Source organism: Streptomyces sp. NPDC020845 (genome assembly GCF_044334165.1).
Lineage (GTDB): Bacteria > Actinomycetota > Actinomycetes > Streptomycetales > Streptomycetaceae > Streptomyces.
The window spans coordinates 86,644-104,310 of sequence record NZ_JBIRSJ010000027.1 but is presented as its reverse complement, the minus strand read 5'-3'; the positions used below and the strand labels follow the sequence as shown (position 1 = coordinate 104,310).

Annotated in this window: 17 protein-coding genes and 1 pseudogene; 7 read left to right on the top strand and 11 right to left on the bottom strand. The window is 70.0% G+C overall.

Annotation, left to right across the window (positions count from 1 at the left end):
• Positions 1 to 25: 25 nt before the first annotated feature.
• The 3 genes from ACH4U7_RS48305 to ACH4U7_RS48295 all read right to left on the bottom strand — a co-directional run bounded on the left by ACH4U7_RS48305 (position 26) and on the right by ACH4U7_RS48295 (position 3,584).
• Positions 26 to 1,216: a mandelate racemase/muconate lactonizing enzyme family protein gene (locus ACH4U7_RS48305; protein WP_398534111.1), complete on the bottom strand. Its 1,191-nt coding sequence runs from the start codon at positions 1,214 to 1,216 to the stop codon at positions 26 to 28.
• Positions 1,217 to 1,332: 116 nt separating this feature from the next.
• On the bottom strand, positions 1,333 to 2,157 hold the full coding sequence (locus ACH4U7_RS48300) for a fumarylacetoacetate hydrolase family protein (protein WP_398534110.1): 825 nt from the start codon (positions 2,155 to 2,157) through the stop codon (positions 1,333 to 1,335).
• Positions 2,158 to 2,174: 17 nt separating this feature from the next.
• On the bottom strand, positions 2,175 to 3,584 hold the full coding sequence (locus tag ACH4U7_RS48295; protein ID WP_398534109.1) for an MFS transporter: 1,410 nt from the start codon (positions 3,582 to 3,584) through the stop codon (positions 2,175 to 2,177).
• A gap of 277 nt (positions 3,585 to 3,861) precedes the next feature.
• Between ACH4U7_RS48295 and ACH4U7_RS48290 the strand changes: the two genes are divergently transcribed.
• Genes ACH4U7_RS48290 through ACH4U7_RS48280 form a run of 3 tightly spaced genes read left to right on the top strand, consistent with a single transcriptional unit; the run spans position 3,862 to position 6,702 of the window.
• Positions 3,862 to 4,656 (top strand): ribonuclease activity regulator RraA, encoded by a 795-nt coding sequence (locus tag ACH4U7_RS48290; RefSeq protein ID WP_398534108.1) that lies wholly within the window; start codon positions 3,862 to 3,864, stop codon positions 4,654 to 4,656.
• Positions 4,653 to 5,162, top strand: coding sequence for a nuclear transport factor 2 family protein (locus tag ACH4U7_RS48285; RefSeq protein ID WP_398534107.1), 510 nt, complete (start codon positions 4,653 to 4,655; stop codon positions 5,160 to 5,162). The genes ACH4U7_RS48290 and ACH4U7_RS48285 overlap by 4 nt, the downstream gene beginning before the upstream one ends.
• Before the next feature lie 28 nt (positions 5,163 to 5,190).
• A complete protein-coding gene (locus tag ACH4U7_RS48280) occupies positions 5,191 to 6,702 on the top strand; it encodes an aldehyde dehydrogenase (NADP(+)) (protein WP_398534106.1) in 1,512 nt (503 codons plus the stop codon).
• Here ACH4U7_RS48280 and ACH4U7_RS48275 read toward each other — a convergent pair.
• A complete protein-coding gene (locus tag ACH4U7_RS48275) occupies positions 6,686 to 7,573 on the bottom strand; it encodes an aldose 1-epimerase family protein (protein WP_398534105.1) in 888 nt (295 codons plus the stop codon). The genes ACH4U7_RS48280 and ACH4U7_RS48275 overlap by 17 nt on opposite strands.
• Before the next feature lie 135 nt (positions 7,574 to 7,708).
• On the opposite strand from ACH4U7_RS48275, the gene ACH4U7_RS48270 reads away from it, so the two are divergent.
• Genes ACH4U7_RS48270 through ACH4U7_RS48260 form a run of 3 tightly spaced genes read left to right on the top strand, consistent with a single transcriptional unit; the run spans position 7,709 to position 11,216 of the window.
• Positions 7,709 to 9,157, top strand: a complete 1,449-nt coding sequence (locus ACH4U7_RS48270) for a sugar porter family MFS transporter (protein ID WP_398534104.1) — start codon at positions 7,709 to 7,711, stop codon at positions 9,155 to 9,157.
• A complete protein-coding gene (locus ACH4U7_RS48265) occupies positions 9,154 to 10,050 on the top strand; it encodes an SDR family NAD(P)-dependent oxidoreductase (RefSeq protein WP_398534103.1) in 897 nt (298 codons plus the stop codon). The genes ACH4U7_RS48270 and ACH4U7_RS48265 overlap by 4 nt, the downstream gene beginning before the upstream one ends.
• A complete protein-coding gene (locus tag ACH4U7_RS48260; protein ID WP_398534102.1) occupies positions 10,047 to 11,216 on the top strand; it encodes a mandelate racemase/muconate lactonizing enzyme family protein in 1,170 nt (389 codons plus the stop codon). Before ACH4U7_RS48265 ends, ACH4U7_RS48260 begins: the two co-directional genes overlap by 4 nt.
• 31 nt (positions 11,217 to 11,247) lie before the next feature.
• Here ACH4U7_RS48260 and ACH4U7_RS48255 read toward each other — a convergent pair whose 3' ends face one another.
• From ACH4U7_RS48255 to ACH4U7_RS48225, 7 genes and pseudogenes are all read right to left on the bottom strand, one after another.
• The gene (locus tag ACH4U7_RS48255) at positions 11,248 to 12,036 is read right to left on the bottom strand and encodes an IclR family transcriptional regulator (protein ID WP_398534101.1); all 789 of its coding nucleotides are present in this window, start codon (positions 12,034 to 12,036) and stop codon (positions 11,248 to 11,250) included.
• 188 nt (positions 12,037 to 12,224) lie between these two features.
• Entirely contained in the window at positions 12,225 to 12,380 is a 156-nt protein-coding gene (locus tag ACH4U7_RS48250) for a hypothetical protein (RefSeq protein WP_179285522.1), read from the bottom strand.
• 101 nt (positions 12,381 to 12,481) lie between these two features.
• Positions 12,482 to 13,222 (bottom strand): polysaccharide deacetylase family protein, encoded by a 741-nt coding sequence (locus tag ACH4U7_RS48245; RefSeq protein ID WP_398534100.1) that lies wholly within the window; start codon positions 13,220 to 13,222, stop codon positions 12,482 to 12,484.
• Between the two features lie 269 nt (positions 13,223 to 13,491).
• On the bottom strand, positions 13,492 to 14,364 hold the full coding sequence (locus ACH4U7_RS48240) for a hypothetical protein (protein ID WP_398534099.1): 873 nt from the start codon (positions 14,362 to 14,364) through the stop codon (positions 13,492 to 13,494).
• Positions 14,365 to 14,482: 118 nt separating this feature from the next.
• On the bottom strand, positions 14,483 to 15,307 hold the full coding sequence (locus ACH4U7_RS48235) for an alpha/beta fold hydrolase (RefSeq protein WP_398534124.1): 825 nt from the start codon (positions 15,305 to 15,307) through the stop codon (positions 14,483 to 14,485).
• Between the two features lie 77 nt (positions 15,308 to 15,384).
• Entirely contained in the window at positions 15,385 to 16,176 is a 792-nt protein-coding gene (locus ACH4U7_RS48230) for a LysR substrate-binding domain-containing protein (protein ID WP_398534098.1), read from the bottom strand.
• An 85-nt stretch (positions 16,177 to 16,261) separates the two neighbouring features.
• A pseudogene (locus tag ACH4U7_RS48225) lies at positions 16,262 to 16,339 on the bottom strand (hypothetical protein); the annotation flags it as partial.
• 120 nt (positions 16,340 to 16,459) lie between these two features.
• On the opposite strand from ACH4U7_RS48225, the gene ACH4U7_RS48220 reads away from it, so the two are divergent.
• Positions 16,460 to 17,644: a CaiB/BaiF CoA transferase family protein gene (locus ACH4U7_RS48220; RefSeq protein ID WP_398534097.1), complete on the top strand. Its 1,185-nt coding sequence runs from the start codon at positions 16,460 to 16,462 to the stop codon at positions 17,642 to 17,644.
• Positions 17,645 to 17,667: the final 23 nt, after the last annotated feature.

Here is a 17,667-nt window from a genome sequence, read left to right as displayed (position 1 = left end):
GGGCGGCCCTGCGTCCGCGCGCTCCTCAGGCGCCGCTGCCGAACACCGCCGACTCCGCGGTCCATGCGGCGGCCTGCTCGCTGAGGGAGAGGCCGAGTCCGGCGCGGTTCGGGATGATCATGCGGCCGTCCTTGAGTTCAAGGCGCTCGTTGAACATCGGCTCGAGCCATTCGAAGTGCTCAACCCACGCCGTACGCGGATAGGCCGCGGACAGATGGACGTGGATCTCCATCACGAAGTGCGGTGCGAGAGCCCGGCCCTTGTGGTCGGCGAGCGCCGCGATCTGCAGGAAGGGCGTGATGCCGCCCACCCGGGGCGCGTCGGGCTGGACGAAGTCGGACGATCCCGCCTCGATGAGCGCCGCGTGTTCGCCCACGCTGGTCAGCATCTCGCCGGTGGCGATGGGGGTGTCGAGCGTGGCCGCGAGGGCGGCGTGCCCCTCGGCGTCGTATGCGTCGAGCGGTTCCTCGATCCAGGTGAGGTTGAAGTTCTCCAGAACACGGCCGACCCGGGTCGCCGTGATCCGGTCCCACTGCTGGTTGGCGTCGACCATCAGCGGGACGCCGTCGCCGAGGTGTTCCCGCACCGCCTCGACGCGCTTGAGGTCGACCGACGGGTCCGGGGAGCCGACCTTGAGCTTGATGCCGCCTACGCCACGGGCCCGGGCCAGGTCGATGTTCTCCAGCACCTCCTTGATCGGCATCGACAGATAGCCGCCGCTCGTGTTGTAGATGTCCACCGAGTCACGGTGTGCGCCCAGCAGTTTGGCGAGCGGCAGACCCGCCCGTCGCGCCTTGAGGTCCCACAGAGCGATGTCGAGGGCCGCGATGCCCTGGACGGCCACACCGCTGCGTCCCATGGACGCGCCGGTCCACACCAGCTTGCTCCACAGCCTGCCGGTGTCGCTCGGGTCCTCGCCGATCAGCTCGGGGGCGATCTCCTTGGCGTGGGCGTAGATGGCGGGTCCGCCGGCACGCTTGGAGTAGCTGAAGCCCAGACCCTCATGGCCGCCTTCGGTCCTGATCTCGGCGAAGAGGAAGGCGATTTCGGTGAGCGGCTTCTGGCGGCCGGTCAATACCTTGGCGTCGCTGATGGGCGCGTGGAGGGGCAGATTGACGAGGGAGAGGCGGACCGACTGGATACGGTCGGTGGTCGCCACGCCCGGGGCGGACGCCCAGGGCGTGAAGACGACCGACTCGCTGGGGGCGATGCTCATGGGGTGCTCCTTGTTGCCTCGATTGATGCCTGGATTGATGCCTGCGCTGATGCCTGCCGCATTGATGCTCGATACGCGAGTGAGGGTGGATCGGCGGTGGGCCGGTCCGGTGCGCCCTACTCCCCCGCCGCCCGCACCGGGTTGACGAGGCGGCCGATGCCCTCCACCTCCGACATCACCGTGTCCCCGGGGCTCAGGGCGCGCGGCGGGTCCATGAAGTCGCCGCATCCCGAGGGGGTGCCGGTGAGGATCACATCGCCGGGCCGGAGCGTGAAGAAGCGGCTGAGGTAGGCGATGAGCGAGCGGACCGAGAAGAGCATGTCGGCGGTGGTGCCGTCCTGCACCTTCGCTCCGTTGACCCACGTCCGTACGGCGAGCGCCTGCGGATCCTTGATCTCGTCGGCCGTGACGACGACGGGGCCGAGCGGGCAGAAGGTGTCGAGTCCCTTGCCGCGCACCCACTGGCCGTCGTCGGCTTGGAGGTCACGGGCCGATACGTCGTTGGCGACGGTGTAGCCGAAGACGACGTCGAGCGCCTTGTCCTCGGGGATGTCGCGGGCCTCGGCGCCGATGACGACCGCGAGTTCGGTCTCCCAGTCGACGCGCCGGGTGACCGCGGCGTCGACGACGATGGCCTCGCCGGTGCCGATGGCACTGGAGGAGAGTTTGGTGAAGAGATACGGCGCCTTGGGGCGCGGCCAGCCCATCTCGGTGATGGTGTCGAGGTAGTTGAGGCCGATACCGAAGATCGTGCCGGGCCGGTGGGGCAGTACGGGCACGATCTCGTCGGCGGTCGGCGATGCGCCGCCGGCCGGGACGGGGGCGCCGGCGATGATGTCTTCCAAGCGGAGGTGGCCGGGGGCGCGGCGCCATGTGTCGCCGGGCCCTTCGGCGATGGCGAGCGTTCGACGGCCGTCGTGGACGATGGTACTCAGACGCATGGGTGGACCCTCCCGGATCAATTTTTCAGCTGGGGTGCGGGGACTTGCTGTGCGGCCTTTGCGGATTCCTTTTTCCGGGAGAGGCCAGGGTTCTCGTCCTCCTTTTCACGGATGAGAAAGGAGGCGAATGCGGCGAGGAGGGAGAATACGGCGAGGCCGATCAGGCCCCACTGCGTGCTCCCCGTCTGCTGTTTGACGACCCCGAATCCGTAGGGCGCGACAAACCCGCCGAGATTCGCTGTCGAGTTGATGACGGCGATGGCGACGCCGATCACCATCGGGTGGACGGTGCGCTGGACGATGGGCCAGAAGATCGGGCTGATGCTCTTGAAGCCCATGGCGGCGATGGTGAGCATCGCCAGGGCGAGCCAGGGTGAGGCGACGGCGGCGAGGTAGGAGCCGACGGCCGCGGCGACGAGGGCTCCGATGAGCAGCGGCTTGCGCCGGTCGGTGCGGTCTCCGATCCGGGCGAGCAGGAACATGGCGACCATGGCGAAGACCCACGGCACGGAGGAGAGCAGGCCCACGGTGACGTCGTTGGTGCCCTTGATGTTCCGGACGATCGACGGCAGCCAGAAGGTGTTGGCGTAGATCGACATCTGGACCGAGAAGTAGACGAAGACGAACAGCAGGATCTTCGGGTCACGCAGCACGGACCAGAAGGTCGGGCGGTCATCGCCGTGCCGGTTCATATACTCCGCGTCCTCCGCGTCGATGGCGGCGGTGAGTTCGCGCTTCTCGTCGGTGGTGAGCCAGCGCGCGTCCTCGATCCGGGAGTCGAGACGGAAGAAGGCGAAGACGCCGATGGCGACCGACATGGCCCCTTCGACCAGGAACATCCACTGCCAGCCCCGGAGTCCGAGGGTGCCGTCCATCCCCAGCAGCGGACCCGACAGGGGACCTGAGAGGGAGAACGCCACGAGCGCGCCGACGGCGTACCGGGCGTTGGCCCGGCCCCGGTAGGCGTTGGGCAGCCATGTCGCCAGGTAGTACAGAACGGCGGGTACGAAACCGGCTTCCGCCATTCCGAGAAGGAACCGCAGAACGTAGAAGCTGGTGGGCCCTTGTACGAAGAGCATGCACGCCGAGACGATGCCCCAGCTGACGCAGATTCTGGACAGCCATATTTTGGGGCCGAATCGCTTCATCAGCAGATTGCTCGGCACTTCGAAGATGAAGTAGGCGATGAAGAAGAGTCCCGCTCCGAGTCCGTAGGCGGTAGCGCCTATGTCGAGATCGACTTCGAGATGGCTTTCCGCGTAGCCGATATTGGAGCGGTTGAGCTGATTGCACATCATCATGATGGCGAACAGCGGAATGACTCTGCGCATGATCTTGGCGACGGCACTGGAGAGGGGCGTCGCTTTCGGGGTCTGCGACGGGGACGTGGGGCTGTGGGAATCGGTGCTGCCGGTCAGGGATGTCATGGTGCAGCCGTCTCCTCCGTCGTCATTGACAGGAGCCAGCCGAACACCCCCATCAAGTCTCAGCGAGTGGGATGACATGTCGACTGGCGGGACACACCGTAGATTCGCCCCAGGGTGACGTCAAGAATGACATCAGATTCCCACTGAGTGGGAACTAGTTTCTTCTACTGGGAATCTCGGGTGTTGTGGTGTTAGCGTTCCGACACACCAGTCGCGATCGCGTGGCCGCTCCCATCCGACGGACGTACGCGCCACAGCGGTCAGAAAGGACGATCAGGTGTCCCCAGACGCATCGGCGCCCTTGGACGGCGCCGTCTTCGACCAACTCGGCCAGGTGAGCACCGCGACCCTCGCCACCCAGCTGTACAAGCGCGGGATACGGCAGCCGTTCCTTGTGGGCCTGTCCCCCGTCGGCGGGGGTTTCGACGGCTTCGTGGGCGAGGCGTTCACCATGCGCTTCATCCCGTCCCGCGAGGACACCGATCCGGTGGGTGACCCCTACCGGACCGGAAACGTCCTTCAGTGGGAGGCGGTGGAGAGCCTGGGCCCTCGCCAGGTGATGGTCGTCGACAGCCGGAACGACACATCGGCGGCGTCGGCCGGCGACATGCTCGTGACGCGGGCCATGAAGCGCGGCGCCGCCGGCTTCGTCACCGACGGCGCCTTCCGTGACGGCGCCGCGATCGCCGAACTCGGCTTCCCAGCCTATGCGCGTGCCACCACAGCCACCACCCGGCCCGCGGCGTTCCACGTCGCCGACCTCAACGTGCCCATCGCCTGCGCGGGGGTCGCGGTCTACCCGGGAGACGTCCTCGTGGGCGACCGCGACGGGGTCATCGTCGTGCCACGGTCCCTCGCCGCGGAGATCGCCGAGCCCTCCGTCGAGCAGGAGCGGCTGGAGGGGTGGCTCCAGCAGCGGGTGCGGGACGGGCAACCGCTGTGGGGCACCTACCCGCCCAGCCCCGAGACCTTGAAGGAATACGAGGAGTGGAAGTCCGCCCACCAAGAACACCAAGAGCACCAAGAGCACCCGGAACGCCCGGAACACCAGACCCAGGAGGCCCGCGCATGAGCCGGTTCGCCGATCTTCCCCCAGCCGCGCAACGCGCCCGGATGGAGTCCACGATCCGTACGTACTTCGACGGCTGCAACGAGGCCGATGTGGCCAAGATGGCCGCCCAGTTCACCCCCGACGCGGTCCACTACTTCCCGCCCGGCCTGGAAGGGCCGTGGGTCGGCAGTACGACGATCGCCGAGAACTGGCGCCGGCTCGTCCTCACCATCGGCTCCGCCTGGTCCATCGAACGCCTCGTCATCGAGCCGGAGACCTTCCAGGCCGTCATCGAGTGGACGCACTGGAAGACCAGGCCCGGCGGTTACCTCCGGGGCGACGAGTGGTACCGCTTCGACCCCGACACGGGCTTGATCACCGAGATCCGCGCCTTCTACGCCTCGGCGTCCGACGGGCGTTCCGAGGTGACGCTGCAGGGCTACGACTACGCCGCGGGCGGCCATCAGATGGAGCCGCCCGTGAAGCGCCCCCATCCCGATGCCGAATACGCCGCCACCGAACACTGACCGCACCACACCTGGCCAGGGACATCCTGTGAACGTCATACAGAGCATCGACCCGAGCACCGGCCGCGCCGTCGACGACGTCGCGACCGCGACCACCCCCAAGGAGCTCGACGCCGTCGTCGAACGTGCCACCGCCGCATCCGTTCCGTACGAGGCCGGTGGCCGTCCGCTGCGCGCCGCGGTCCTGCGGGCCGTCGCCGACGGGCTGGAGGCCCGGCGGCCGGAGATCGTCGCCCTCGGGATGCGGGAGACCGCGCTGCCCGAGGCGCGTCTTGGCGGCGAGCTGACCCGCACCGTCTACCAGGCCCGTCTGTTCGCCGAGGTCGTCGAGGACGGCGGCTTCCTGGAGGCGACGATCGACCACGCGGACGAGACACCGATGGGCGCCGGGCCCGATCTACGCCGCATGCTGGTCCCGCTCGGGCCGGTCGCGGTCTTCGGGGCGAGCAACTTCCCCCTGGCGTTCTCCGTACCGGGCGGGGACACGGTGTCGGCACTGGCCGCCGGGTGTCCCGTCGTGGTCAAGGCCCACGACTCCCACCCGGCCCTGTCGCGGCTGGTCTTCGAGACGATGGTCTCGGCCGTCGCGGCGGCCGGCGGTCCGGACGGGCTGCTGGGGCTGGTGTTCGGCCGGGAGGCGGGCACCGCCCTGGTCGCCCATCCGGACATCAAGGCCGTGGGGTTCACCGGCTCCCTCACGGGCGGCCGGGCGCTGCTCGACATCGCGGGCGCGCGTCCGGATCCGATCCCGTTCTACGGTGAGCTGGCCGGTCTGAACCCGGTGGTCGTCACCGAGGGCGCGGCGCGGGCCCGGCCGGCCGAGATCGCGGCGGGACTCGTCGCCTCGGTGACGGGCTCGGCCGGGCAACTGTGCACCAAGCCCGGCCTTGTCCTCGTCCCCGCCGGGGAAGCGGGCAACGCGTTGGTCGCCGAGGCCGCCCGGCTCATCGACCAGGCGTCGGCCGCCACGTTGCTCAACTCCCGTATCGCCGCCGCGTACGAGGCCGGCACCGAGGAGCTGCGCCACCGTGCCGGCGGGATGGCGGCCGCCGAGGGCGGGGCCCCGTCCGGGTCCGGGTTCTCGGTGACGCCGCGGCTGTTCGAGATCGACTCCGAAACGCTCGGGGACGAGCCCGTCGGAGAGTGCTTCGGCCCGGCCGCCGTCGTGGTCCGCTACGCGCCCGGCCGCGCGGAGGCCGTTCTGCGGGCGCTGCCCGCATCGCTGACGGGGACCATCCACGCCGAGGCCGATGAGACGGAGACGGTGCGCCGTCTCACCGACGTGCTGCGGCCCCTGGCCGGTCGCCTGCTCTACAACGGCTTCCCCACCGGCGTCCTGGTCTCCTGGGCGCAGCACCACGGTGGCCCCTGGCCGTCGACGAACAGCCTGCACACCTCGGTGGGTCCGTACGCGGTGCGGCGCTTTCTGCGCCCTGTCACCTGGCAGAACGCGCCGCAGGAGGTGCTTCCCGAAGAGCTGCGGGACGGCTACGCCGGGATTCCCCGGCGCGTCGACGGGCGGCTCACCGTGCCGGACTGATCTCGACGCCGAAGCCGAACGTCCGTGACCGGCCCGCGGCGAGGTGGAACTGGCCGGGACTTGCCGCGTACTCGCCGTCGGATCCGATCGGGGAGGGCAGGCCGTACCACGGCTCGATGCACAGCAGATCGGCCTCGGGCGGCGACCACAGGGCCAGCTGCCGGAATCCGTGCCAGCTCAGGGTCACCCTGGGCGAGCCGGGGGCGCTGTAGGCGAGGCTCGAGCTGTTGAGCGCTTCGAGGATCACGGCGCCATCGGTGAACAGGGCCCCGTCCAGGCGGAGTGTCCGATCGCGCACCGGTGTGGGGTGCCGCTCGGGGAGCAGCAGCACGTCCTCGACCCGTCGCACGGGCGCGGGTTCCGGCCGTTCGAAGAGCACCGTATGGCCACGCTTGTCGGCAGCGCCGGGCAGTGGCCAGCGGAAGCCCGGATGGACGCCCAGTGACGCCGACAGCGTCCCTGGGCCCGGGTTGTGCACGGCGTACGACACCGTGAGACGGCTGCCCTCGACCGCGTAGCCGACCGTGAGCCGGAAGGGGAACGGGAAGAGCCGGCGAGATGCCGCGTCGTCCCTCAGCGTGAGCACGGCGGTGGTGGCGTCGTGGCGCTCGACCGTGAACCGCCGGTCGCGGGCGAATCCGTGCTTGGGCATGGCGTAGTACGTGCCGTCGTGCCGCAGCCGGTCGCCGTTCATCCGGCCGATGACGGGGAAGAGCAGCGGCGCGTGCCAGGGCCAGGCCCGTTCCGCCTGCCAGAGCAGTTCCGTTGCCCCCGGCTGCCCCTCCGTGCGGTATCGCAGCGAACACAACTCGGCACCCTGCTCGTCGATCTCGGCTGCCGCCCGACCGGCGCCGATGCGAATCCGTGACATCTGTAGCTCCCTACGACATGAACCGGCCATTGCGGCCGGGGGCGTCCTGCCCTACCTTCAACACACTACTTCCCACTGAATGACGCCCATTCCCAATTGCTGGGACGATAGGGTGGGCGTCGCAAGGAGGCGACCATGACGAACTCAGTCAGCGCCGCTGCCAGAGCCGCAGACCAGCCGACGAACGAAGCGAGAACACCGCACCCGCGGTCCCCGCGCCCGGCGGTGATCTACTTCTTCGGCGCCCTCGGCGGCATTCTGTTCGGCTACGAAACAGGCGTCATCGCGGGCGCCCTGACCTTCATCCAGAAGACACCGGGCTTCCCCGCCAGTGCGGTCACCACGGGGCTGATCGTCGGTGGCATCGCGGGCGGCGCCGTGTTCGGCGCCCTTGTCGCCGGGCGGCTCGCCGACCGCTTCGGCCGCCGACCCGTGATCTTCGTGATCGGCCTGATCTACATCGTCGGCTCCCTCACCTGCGCGGTGGCCCAGAACAACACCTGGCTCATCGCCGCCCGGATCTTCCTGGGGCTCGCGGTGGGCGGCTCTTCCTCCCTGGTGCCGGTCTATCTGTCGGAGATGGCGCCGGCCCGCACCCGGGGCCGGCTCGCCGGACTGAACCAGTTGATGATCGTGACCGGGCTGCTGCTCGGCTATCTCACCAACCTCGCCCTGTCCGGCAGCGGTGACTGGCGGACGATGCTGGCCACGGGAGCCGCCCCGGCCGTCGTCCTGATCGCGGGGCTGAAGCTGCTGCCGGAGAGCCCCCGCTGGCTGATCCTCCACGGCCGCGAAGAAGAAGCCCGGGCGCTGCTCGCCGGCACCCGCTCGGCCGAGGAGGCGGACCGCGATATCGCGGCCATCCGCGAGGTGACCACGCACACCCCGCACCGCCGCGAGCTGCTGGCCGGCTGGATCCGGCCGGCGATGATCATCGGCATCGGCATTCCGATCCTGACCCAGTACACCGGGCTCAACATCGTCACCTACTACGCTCCCACGATCTTCGAGAGCCTTGGGCTGCCGCATGAGAACGCCCTCTACTTCACGATCATCCTGGGCACCGTGAAGGTCCTCTCCGTCATGGTCGGCCTTCAGCTGATCGACCGGCTCGGCCGCCGGTTCCTGTTCCTCGCCGGAAGCGCGGCGATGGCTGTGAGCATGAGCTGGATGGCGTACGAGGCCTCGCGCGGCGACGCCATGAGTCCGGGCGCCATGCTCACCGCGATGAGCATCATGTTCGTCAGCTACTCCCTGACGTGGGGGCCGGTGAACTGGGTGGTCCTCGGCGAGATCTTCCCGCTGCGGGTCCGGGGCGCGGCGATGGGTGTCGCCGGCATGGTCACCTGGCTGGCCACCCTCGGCATCACCTTCGGCTTCCCCGTCATGCGTGACGCCTGGGGCCTGACCAACACCATGATCTTCTTCGTCGGCGGCAACGTCCTCGGCCTCCTCTTCTGCAAGTTCTTCGTGCATGAGACCCGGGGCCGCACCCTGGAGGAGATCGAGGAAGACTTGCGCGAGCGGTACGACCGCAAGCAGCAGGACAAGAGCGCTCAGAGCGAGAACGGAAGCACCTCATGAACCACCCCCTCGATCCCGAGGCCGAGCACAGAGGTGGCCCGCCCCGCGGATACGGCCTGCTGCGCGGGCGGACGGCGCTGGTCACCGGGGGCGCCCGCAACATCGGTCGGGGTATCGCCCTGCGCTTCGCCGCCGAAGGCGCACGGGTCGTGGTCGCGGACACCGCGGCCGACGCGGCGGACGCCACGGTGGAACACATCCGCGCGAACGGCGGAAACGCCCTCGCCGTCGTCAACGACCTGTGCACGGCAGCCGGCGCCGAAGAGGCGTTCACCGCCGCCGAGAGCCACTTCGGCCTCGTCGACACCCTCGTGAACAACGCCTACGCACGCGTGGACACGCGCGCCTTCGGCCCCTTCCTGCGGCTCACCGGGGAGGTGTGGGACGAGTTCCACCGGGTCAATCTGGGGCTGCTGTTCCACCCCACCCACCGCATGGCCAGGGCGCTCGCCGACGCGGAAAAGCCCGGCACCGTGGTCAACATCAGCTCCCACGCCGCCGCCCGCGCCCACCGCAACCACATCCCCTACGACACGGTCAAGGGCGGTGTGGACTCCTTCACCCGGGCCGTCGCCGTCGACCTCGCCCCCTGGAACATCCGCGTCAACGCGCTGCGCCCCGGCTCCGTTGAGGTCGACACCAGCGACCCCGACCCGCAGGCCCGCCACTTCCGGGCCGCGCAGATCCCCCTGAACCGCGAGGGAACCCCCGACGACATCGCCACCAGCGCGGTCTATCTCGCCTCCGACCTGTCGCAGTGGGTCACCGGGCAGGTCTTCAACGTCGACGGCGGCATGGCGGCCCAGGCCCGTCCGCCGCAGACCGAGAACGGCCCGGTGTGGACACCTCGGAACATCGACGACTACGACGCCACCCTGGAAAGGCGGGCATGAGCACACGAACCGTCGTCACCGAAGTCGAGACCTTTCCCCTCGAGGCGCATTTGCCGGACGGCGGCTACGGCGCCTCCAAGGTCCGGCTGCCGGTACGCGTCGCCACCCTGGTGAAGGTCACCACCTCGGACGGCTCCGTCGGCTGGGGCGAGTCCTTCGGCCCGCCGCGGCTGATCGCCCCGTTCCTCGCCGACCAGGCCCAGGCACTGGTGGGGCAGCCCTCCGACATCCGGGAGGACCGCATCCTGGACCGGCTCTCCCTCGGCTACCACCTCACCGCCGGTGGCCCTCATGTGGCGGCCGCCAGCGGCATCGACATCGCGCTCTGGGACGCGCAGGCCCGCGCGTTCGGCGTCCCGGTGGCCCACCTTCTGGGCGGCCGGCTCCACGAACGGGTCGACGCGTACGCCTCCTCCGGCTATGTCACGGCCACCCGCGACCCCGGCGAATTCCGGGACACGATGGCCGCCCACGCCGCCGAGGGCTTCACCGCCGTCAAGATCAAGATCGGGCTGACGCCGGATGAGGACCGGCAGCGTACGGCCGCCGCCCGCGCGGCCATGGGCGACGACGGCCTGGTGATCGTCGACTACAACGCCAACTGCACCGTCGCGACCGTCCGCCGCTCCCTGGCCCGGATACGGGACCTCGACCCGTACTGGGTGGAGGAGCCGCTGCCGCCCGAAGACAGCGTCGGCTGGCGCGAGTTGCGCGATGCACATCTGCCGCTCTCCGGGGGCGAAGCCCTCTACACCCGCTACGGCTTCCGGGACCCCATCGCCGAGCACCGCTTCGACATCGTCCAGCCCGACCTGGCCAAATGCGGCGGCTTCACCGAGGCCCAGGCCATCCGCCAACTCGCCGCGGCCTTCAACCTGCGGCTGTCGCCGCACTGCTGGGGCACCGGAGTCGCGCAAGCCGCGACGCTCCAGTTGCTGTCGGCGACACCCCGGGCGCCCTTCGGCATGGCCGGCGGAGAGCCGCTGATCTTCGAATTCGACCGGGGCGAGAACCAGCTGCGTGAGGGCGTCCTCGCAACGCCTCTCACACCGGAGAACGGCACCGTGGCCATCCCCGACGGCCCCGGTATCGGGGTCACCATCCACGAGGAATGGGTACGCGCCCACCGGCTGGAGGACCACAGCGTCCTGGTCCGGGCGCACTGACCCTCATGGCCCCGTGCCGCGGGGCCGACGCTCAGCGCCGTACGTGGCCGAGGCCCGCTGAGATCTCGGCGGCCGCCTCGGCCACCAGCGGACCGACTTCACTCAGGATCCGCTCCATGCGCTCCGCCACTCCGGCGACGCTGATCGCCGCGACGGGCATACCGGTGTGGTCGTAAACAGCGGCCCCACAGCAGCAACTGGACTCGTCGAACTCCCGCCGGTCCTCCGACCAGCCGCGGTCCCGCGTCTCCTGGAGGATCTTCCGCAGATCGCCGACCGAGTCCTCATCCACCGGGGATTCGCTCGACGCCACGAGCTCCGCCAGCTTCTCTTCCAGCGCCTGCTCCGGAAGAGCCGCCAGGTAGGCCCGCCCCAGCGAGGTGCAGTGCAGTGGCCGCCCCGCCCCCAGTTCGCTCGTCACCGCCACCGGGCGCGGACCGCGCTCGCGATGGACGAACACCATGTTCACACCGTTCGGCACCCCGAGGCTGGCCGTCTCCCGGGTCTCCCGCATCAGCCGGGAGATGATCGGCATCGCCGTGGCGGTCAGATCCGTCGAGCTCACCGCGGCGGAGGCCAGTCGCGTGGCCGAGGGCCCGAGCCGCAACAGCCCGCTCCCCTGCTCCACGGCGAGCCAGCCGCCCTCGACAAGGCGGTCGACCAGCCGGTAGGCGGTGCTGCGGCTGAGCCCCAGCGTCGCGGCGAGGTCCTGGGTGGAGCATGTGCGGGCCACAGCCATGTGGTCGAGGATGGCCAGACCGCGGTCCAGAGCGCCGGAGCCCGGCCCGAGAACAGAGGAGGTGGTGGCGGGCGAGGTCATACAGCCTCCGTGAGTGAAACGCAGTATCAATCAATGAGACTACATCGCGGAGCGCTGCCGTTCGACCATCCGCCGTTCGACCCCTCCGGTGCAGACCCCCGCCCGGGCGCCGCCGTCGCCCGGAGCCCCTGGCCGCGAGGGGTACGAGGTCGCCCTCGCCCCCCGCGACCAGAGCCGTCTCGACACGCCTATTTGGTGAAGAATCCTATGTAGGACGAGACGAGGGCGGAAACCAGCCAGTACAGCCCGTAGGCGATCCCGATGATGATCAGCACCGCCAGGGCGCTGTCTATCTTGCCCACCAGTGTGGACGGAGTTCGGGGCTCCAGATCATGTGAGCTCATCTGTGAAACATACGACAAGAACGCGGCACGTGTGGCCGCTTGTTAAGGTTTCCGCGGCCACCGGTTCATCTGACCCGGTGTCGGCTCGGCCGACGACGGGCTCAGGGAGCGGTGACGACCGCGCCACCGCCGGCTCCGGCGGTGATCCGGCCGGGGCACAGCCCCCGCGCGGCGAGCCCGCTGAGGATCTGCGGCACGGCGCTGACGGTGGCCTGATAGCCACCGTCGTGCATGAGGATGATGCTGCCCGCCCGCATGGTGGCGGCGGCCTGGACGATCTGCTGGGTGCTGGCGCCGTTCCAGTCCTGGGAATCCACGCTCCACAGGACCTCGGTCAGCCCGAGACGGGCCGCATCCGCCTTGACCTGCGCATTGGTCTCCCCGTAAGGCGGCCGGAAGAGGGTGGGGGACTGTCCGGTGATGCGCTTGATGGTGTTCTGGGCGGTGGCGATCTCGTTGTACGCGGCCGGTTCGCCGATCTGGGTGAGGTGGGCGTGGGTGGCGGTGTGGTTGGCGATCCACATGCCCGCCGCCTGCTCGGCCTTGAGCAGGTCCGGGTACTGCTCGGCGTGCTGCCCCCAGATGAAGAAGGTGGCCTTGGCCCCGCCCGCCCGCAGAGCGTTGAGCAGCGCCTGCGTCGATGCGGGGTTCGGTCCGTCGTCGTACGTCAGACCCACGTACCCGTTGGGGCAGTTGGCCCAGGCCGCGTCGGTGCGTGCCTCCCCGGGCGTGGCCGCCAGGGAGGCCGCCGCCGGGGAGACCGCCACCGAGAACGCCGCCACGGCGGCGGTGGCCGCGGCGCTGAGCGCGATCCGTAAGCGGTTGCGCGCGTTTCCGAGCATTCTTCCTCCTTGAGCGCGGGTTCGGGTGAGGGGCGGTGTTACGCGGTCGGAGTATGCTGCGAGACCGATGCGACGTCAACGCTTGATTCCGGAATTATTCCGGAAGGAACTCCCCGCCTCGCTTTCGCCGATGACCTTCTGAACTGTGTCTTCTCAGCATGGGTCGGAAGCACCCGGCAGCGATGACGACGTTGGGGTGGTCGGGTCCGAAAAGTTTCCGGTAATCCGCTGCGCCAGTATGCACCGCGCCCGGCCGCCGTGCGGAGCGCTCATGCGAATGTCACCTCGGCGGTGGCGTGGCGTGCCTCCCGGTGGGTGGCGATGCGGAGCCCGGCCTGCCCGTCGGCGGCCGTGCCGTCGGCCAGGATGCGCTCGCCGGCGAAGACCGGTCGCCACAGCCGGTAGGACAGGGCGCGTACACGCCGCTCGGGGGCGTTGCGGCGGACCAGTTCGAGCATGAGCAGGGCCAGCAGGGGGCCGTGGACGACGAGGCCCGGATAGCCCTCCGTGTCACGGCAGTACGGGGCGTCGTAGTGGATGCGGTGCGCGTTGGCGGTCAGGGCGCTGAACCGGAACAGCAGCGTGGGGTCCGGTTGCAGGCTCAGCCGCCACGGGCCCTCGGCCGTGGCGGTGGCCTGGTCGTCGAGTGCGGTCGGATGCTGTCCGCCGGGGCCGCGGCCCGAGCGGTAGACGATGTCCTGTTCCTCGACCACGCACAGGCGGCCGGACTGCCGGAACTCCTGGCGCTCGGTGATGAACAGCAGCTCGCCGGTGCGGCCCTGTTTGGGTGTCACCGCGCGCAGCCTGCTGACGCGTTCGGTGGGCTCACCGAGGCGCAGCGGTTCGCTGATCTCGCAGCGTCCCCCGGCGAACATGCGCTGCCGGTCGGGGATGGGCGGCAGAAAGCGGGCGTCGCGCAGATGGCCGTCGGCGCCCAGTTCGTGCTGGGCGGGCCAGTGCAGGAAGTAGAACCACTGCCACAGGGGTGGCAGCGGATCTCCGGTTCCGGCGACCGTGTCGGACAGATCGAGGAGTGCGGACACGGCGCCGGCGGGACCCGGGTTCAGGGAGTCCTCGTCGGTGGCCGGGGCGGGGCGCCACGATGTGACGTAGGAGCCGATCGGGGGCGGGGTGGCTGGCATGGTCTGTCCTTGCGTGCGGCTCGGCGGCACTCAGGTCGCCTGTTCCCATCATGTGCGCTGATGGCTGGAATTGGACAATGGAAAACAGTGATGGCCACATGCCGTGGTGGCATGAGACTCACACGTCGTCCGCGGTTTCCGGCTCCGCCAGGAACGACGCCACGATCGCCCCGGCCGCCGGGCGGCACTCTTCGAAATATCCATGCCGGGCGCCCTCGAATATGTGGGTACGCGCCCGGGGAATGCGCGCGGCGAGCAGCGGTGCGTTCGCGGCGGGGGTGAGCCGGTCCTCCGCTCCGTGCAGGATCAGCGTGGGCGCGCTGATCAGCGGGAGTGCGTCCCAGGCGTCGTGTTCATTGCTGGCCACCAGGTGGCGCCGCCGGGCGTGCGGCGGCATGGCGGGGTCGCCGAGGGTCGTATAGGGCCCGGGGTGTCCGGACCGCCAGGCCGGGGTGTACATGAGGTCGGTCAGCGCTTCCCTCGCCGCCCGCGCATCGGCCTGCGCCAGGGAGCGCCGCACCGCCATATCGCGCTCCCTCGCCTGGGGCCCGCCGGGTGAGGTGCAGCCGAGGACGAGCCGCCGGATCCGGTCCGGATGGCGGGCGGCGGCCCATTGGGCGACCCGCCCGCCCATGGAGGTCCCGTACAGGTCGGCGCGCTCGATGCCCAGGTGGTCGAGGACGGCGATCACATCGTCGGCGAAGCCCCGCGTCGAGTAGGGCTCATCGGGTTTGCCGCTCTCCCCCGTGCCGCGCCAGTCCATGGTGAGGGTGGTGTGCGTGGCGTGGAAGTCCTCGCGTATGCCGTCCCACCAGTGGTGGTTGTTCGCCTGGCCCGCCAGGAGCACCAGCGGCCGTCCGGTGCCCTGGCGCTGATAGGCGAGGAGGGTGCCGTCCAGTGCGCGTGCGTGGCCGTTCGGCTGGTGGCCGTCGGTGGGTGTCATGCGGGTTTCTTGCCTTTCCTCGTTGGGCTGTCTGGTTCTCACCGGGGTGTCCGGCGAGCTGTTCCCCGGCCCGCGCGTCATATGTCGTCGGTGCGGGCGATCTGCGCGTGCAGTTGGGCGGAGGGCCATCGCGCCTGCTGCACGGCCGAGACGATATAGCGGACCAGCTCCCGGGCGACGACCTCGGCCGCGGGTGGTGTCCGCCCGTTGCGTGGCGTGGCCAGGACGATCGAGCGCCATACGTCCTGGTCGCGCAGCGGGGCCGCGCTGAGCGTGCCATCGGCCACGTCCTCGGCGATGCCCACCCCCGGCAGGATGGTCCAGCCGTGGCCGGCCCGGACGAGCTGTTTCTGCAGCCGCATGGAGTTGGTCTGCACGACGATGTCCGTCTCGACCGCGGCCCGGCCGGCGGCCCCGTCGATCAGGCTGCGCAGGGCGTGTCCGGCCGCGGGCATGACCAGCGGACGCTCGGCGACCCGCGCGAGGGGGACGGGGCGCTCGCCGCGCAGCCCCTCGGACGGGGGCGCGACCACCCACAGATGCTCGCGCACCAGGGGGCGGACGTTCAACGACGGGGTGCCGGCCAGGTTGTAGAGCAGCGTCACGTCCAGGTCTCCGTCGTCCAGCCATTGCTGCGGGTGTCCGGAGTACGCCGTCAGCAGGCGCAGCTCGATCCCGGGATGGTCGCGGGCGAGCGCGGACACCAGTGGCTCCGCCAGCAGCTCGGTGGTGCTCTCCAGCAGGCCCACGGTGACGATGCCGGTCACCACGCCCGGGGTCGGCTGGACCTCGACACGGGCGCGCTCCAGTTTCTTCAGGGCCCGGCGGGCACGGTCGACCATGATGGCGCCGGACTCGGTCTGCCGCATGCCCTGCCGGGTCCGCTCGAAGAGCGGCGACGCCCAGCTCCTGCTCCAGGGCGCGGATCTGCCGGGTGACCGCGGGCTGCACCAGATGCAGCAGCTCCGCGGCCCGGGTGACGCTGCCGACCTCGGCGACCGTGACGAGTTCCTTGAGTTGTCTGACGTCCACCGCCCACGCTCCCTGCCATCCTCACCCGGCATGACTGCATCACGGATTGCTATTTCACGAACAACATCATGAGTGTCCATGATGACAAGTCCTGGTCAGTCAGTTGTCTGGAGGTCGCCCATGACCGAGCCGCCGCTCTCCGGCATCACCGTCGTCAGCGTCGAGCAGGCGGTGGCGGCCCCGTTCGCCACCCGCCAGCTGGCCGACCTCGGCGCCCGGGTCATCAAGGTGGAGCGCCCGGGCGGGGGCGACTTCGCCCGCCGGTACGACACCACGGTGCACGGCGAGTCCAGCTACTTCGTATGGCTCAACCGGTCGAAGGAATCCCTGACCCTGGACCTGAAGTCGGCGCGCGGCCGGGACATCCTGGAGCGGCTGCTGGGTGAGGCCGATGTGTTCGTGCAGAACCTCGCGCCGGGCGCGGCCACCCGGCTGGGCCTGGGCGCGGACGCCCTCACCGAGCGCCACCCCGCCCTCATCCCGTGCACCATCTCCGGCTACGGCACCAGCGGGCCATGGGCCGACCGGAAGGCGTACGACCTGCTGGTGCAGTGCCAGACCGGTCTGGTCTCGCTCACCGGCAACGAAAGGGGCTCGGCCCGGGTGGGGGTGTCGATCGCAGACATCGCGGCCGGGATGTACGCGTACTCGGGGATCCTCACCGCGCTCTTCACCCGCGCGACCAGCGGTGTCGCCCGTCCCGTGGAGGTGTCCCTGTTCGAGGCGCTGGCCGAGTGGCTGAGCCAGCCCGCGTACTACACCCGCCACGGCGGCACCCAGCCGCCACGGCTCGGCACCCGGCACGCCACCATCGCCCCGTACGGCGCCTATCCGGCCGCCGACGGCAGGGAAGTCCTCTTCTCCGTCCAGAACGAGCGGGAGTGGACCGCGCTGTGCGAGCGGTTCCTGGACCGCCCGGAGCTGGTGGACGACCCTCGGTTCGCCACCGGACCGGCCCGGGTGGCCCATCGCCAGGAGCTCGACGCGATCGTGGCCGAGCGGTTCCGCGCCCTGGCGAGCGGGGAGGCGATGGAACTGCTGGACGCGGCGGGCATCGCCAACGCGGGGGTGAACAGCGTCGAGCAGTTCCTCGACCATCCCGTACTGGACGCCCGGGGCCGCTGGCGCGACGTACGCATCCCGGGTGCCGTGGTGCCCGCGCTGCTGCCACCCGTGGACCTCGCCGGGGTCACCCCTCGTATGGACGCGGTCCCGGCCGTCGGCGAGCACACCGACGCCATCCTCGCCGGACTGGGACACTGCGCCGCCGATATCGACACCCTCCGGGCCGAGGGCGTCATCTGAACCGCCCGCCCGCACACACCCCG

Bases quoted from the DNA above. Each gene is read 5' to 3' on its own strand.
- ACH4U7_RS48275 (WP_398534105.1), bottom strand. From the start codon at position 7,573: ATGTCACGGATTCGCATCGGCGCCGGTCGGGCGGCAGCCGAGATCGAC.
- ACH4U7_RS48230 (WP_398534098.1), bottom strand. From the start codon at position 16,176: ATGCGGCAGACCGAGTCCGGCGCCATCATGGTCGACCGTGCCCGCCGG.
- ACH4U7_RS48260 (WP_398534102.1), top strand. From the start codon at position 10,047: ATGAGCACACGAACCGTCGTCACCGAAGTCGAGACCTTTCCCCTCGAG.
- ACH4U7_RS48270 (WP_398534104.1), top strand. From the start codon at position 7,709: ATGACGAACTCAGTCAGCGCCGCTGCCAGAGCCGCAGACCAGCCGACG.
- ACH4U7_RS48245 (WP_398534100.1), bottom strand. From the start codon at position 13,222: ATGCTCGGAAACGCGCGCAACCGCTTACGGATCGCGCTCAGCGCCGCG.
- ACH4U7_RS48285 (WP_398534107.1), top strand. From the start codon at position 4,653: ATGAGCCGGTTCGCCGATCTTCCCCCAGCCGCGCAACGCGCCCGGATG.
- ACH4U7_RS48250 (WP_179285522.1), bottom strand. From the start codon at position 12,380: ATGAGCTCACATGATCTGGAGCCCCGAACTCCGTCCACACTGGTGGGC.
- ACH4U7_RS48265 (WP_398534103.1), top strand. From the start codon at position 9,154: ATGAACCACCCCCTCGATCCCGAGGCCGAGCACAGAGGTGGCCCGCCC.
- ACH4U7_RS48300 (WP_398534110.1), bottom strand. From the start codon at position 2,157: ATGCGTCTGAGTACCATCGTCCACGACGGCCGTCGAACGCTCGCCATC.
- ACH4U7_RS48220 (WP_398534097.1), top strand. From the start codon at position 16,460: ATGACCGAGCCGCCGCTCTCCGGCATCACCGTCGTCAGCGTCGAGCAG.
- ACH4U7_RS48305 (WP_398534111.1), bottom strand. From the start codon at position 1,216: ATGAGCATCGCCCCCAGCGAGTCGGTCGTCTTCACGCCCTGGGCGTCC.
- ACH4U7_RS48240 (WP_398534099.1), bottom strand. From the start codon at position 14,364: ATGCCAGCCACCCCGCCCCCGATCGGCTCCTACGTCACATCGTGGCGC.
- ACH4U7_RS48295 (WP_398534109.1), bottom strand. From the start codon at position 3,584: ATGACATCCCTGACCGGCAGCACCGATTCCCACAGCCCCACGTCCCCG.
- ACH4U7_RS48255 (WP_398534101.1), bottom strand. From the start codon at position 12,036: ATGACCTCGCCCGCCACCACCTCCTCTGTTCTCGGGCCGGGCTCCGGC.
- ACH4U7_RS48235 (WP_398534124.1), bottom strand. From the start codon at position 15,307: ATGACACCCACCGACGGCCACCAGCCGAACGGCCACGCACGCGCACTG.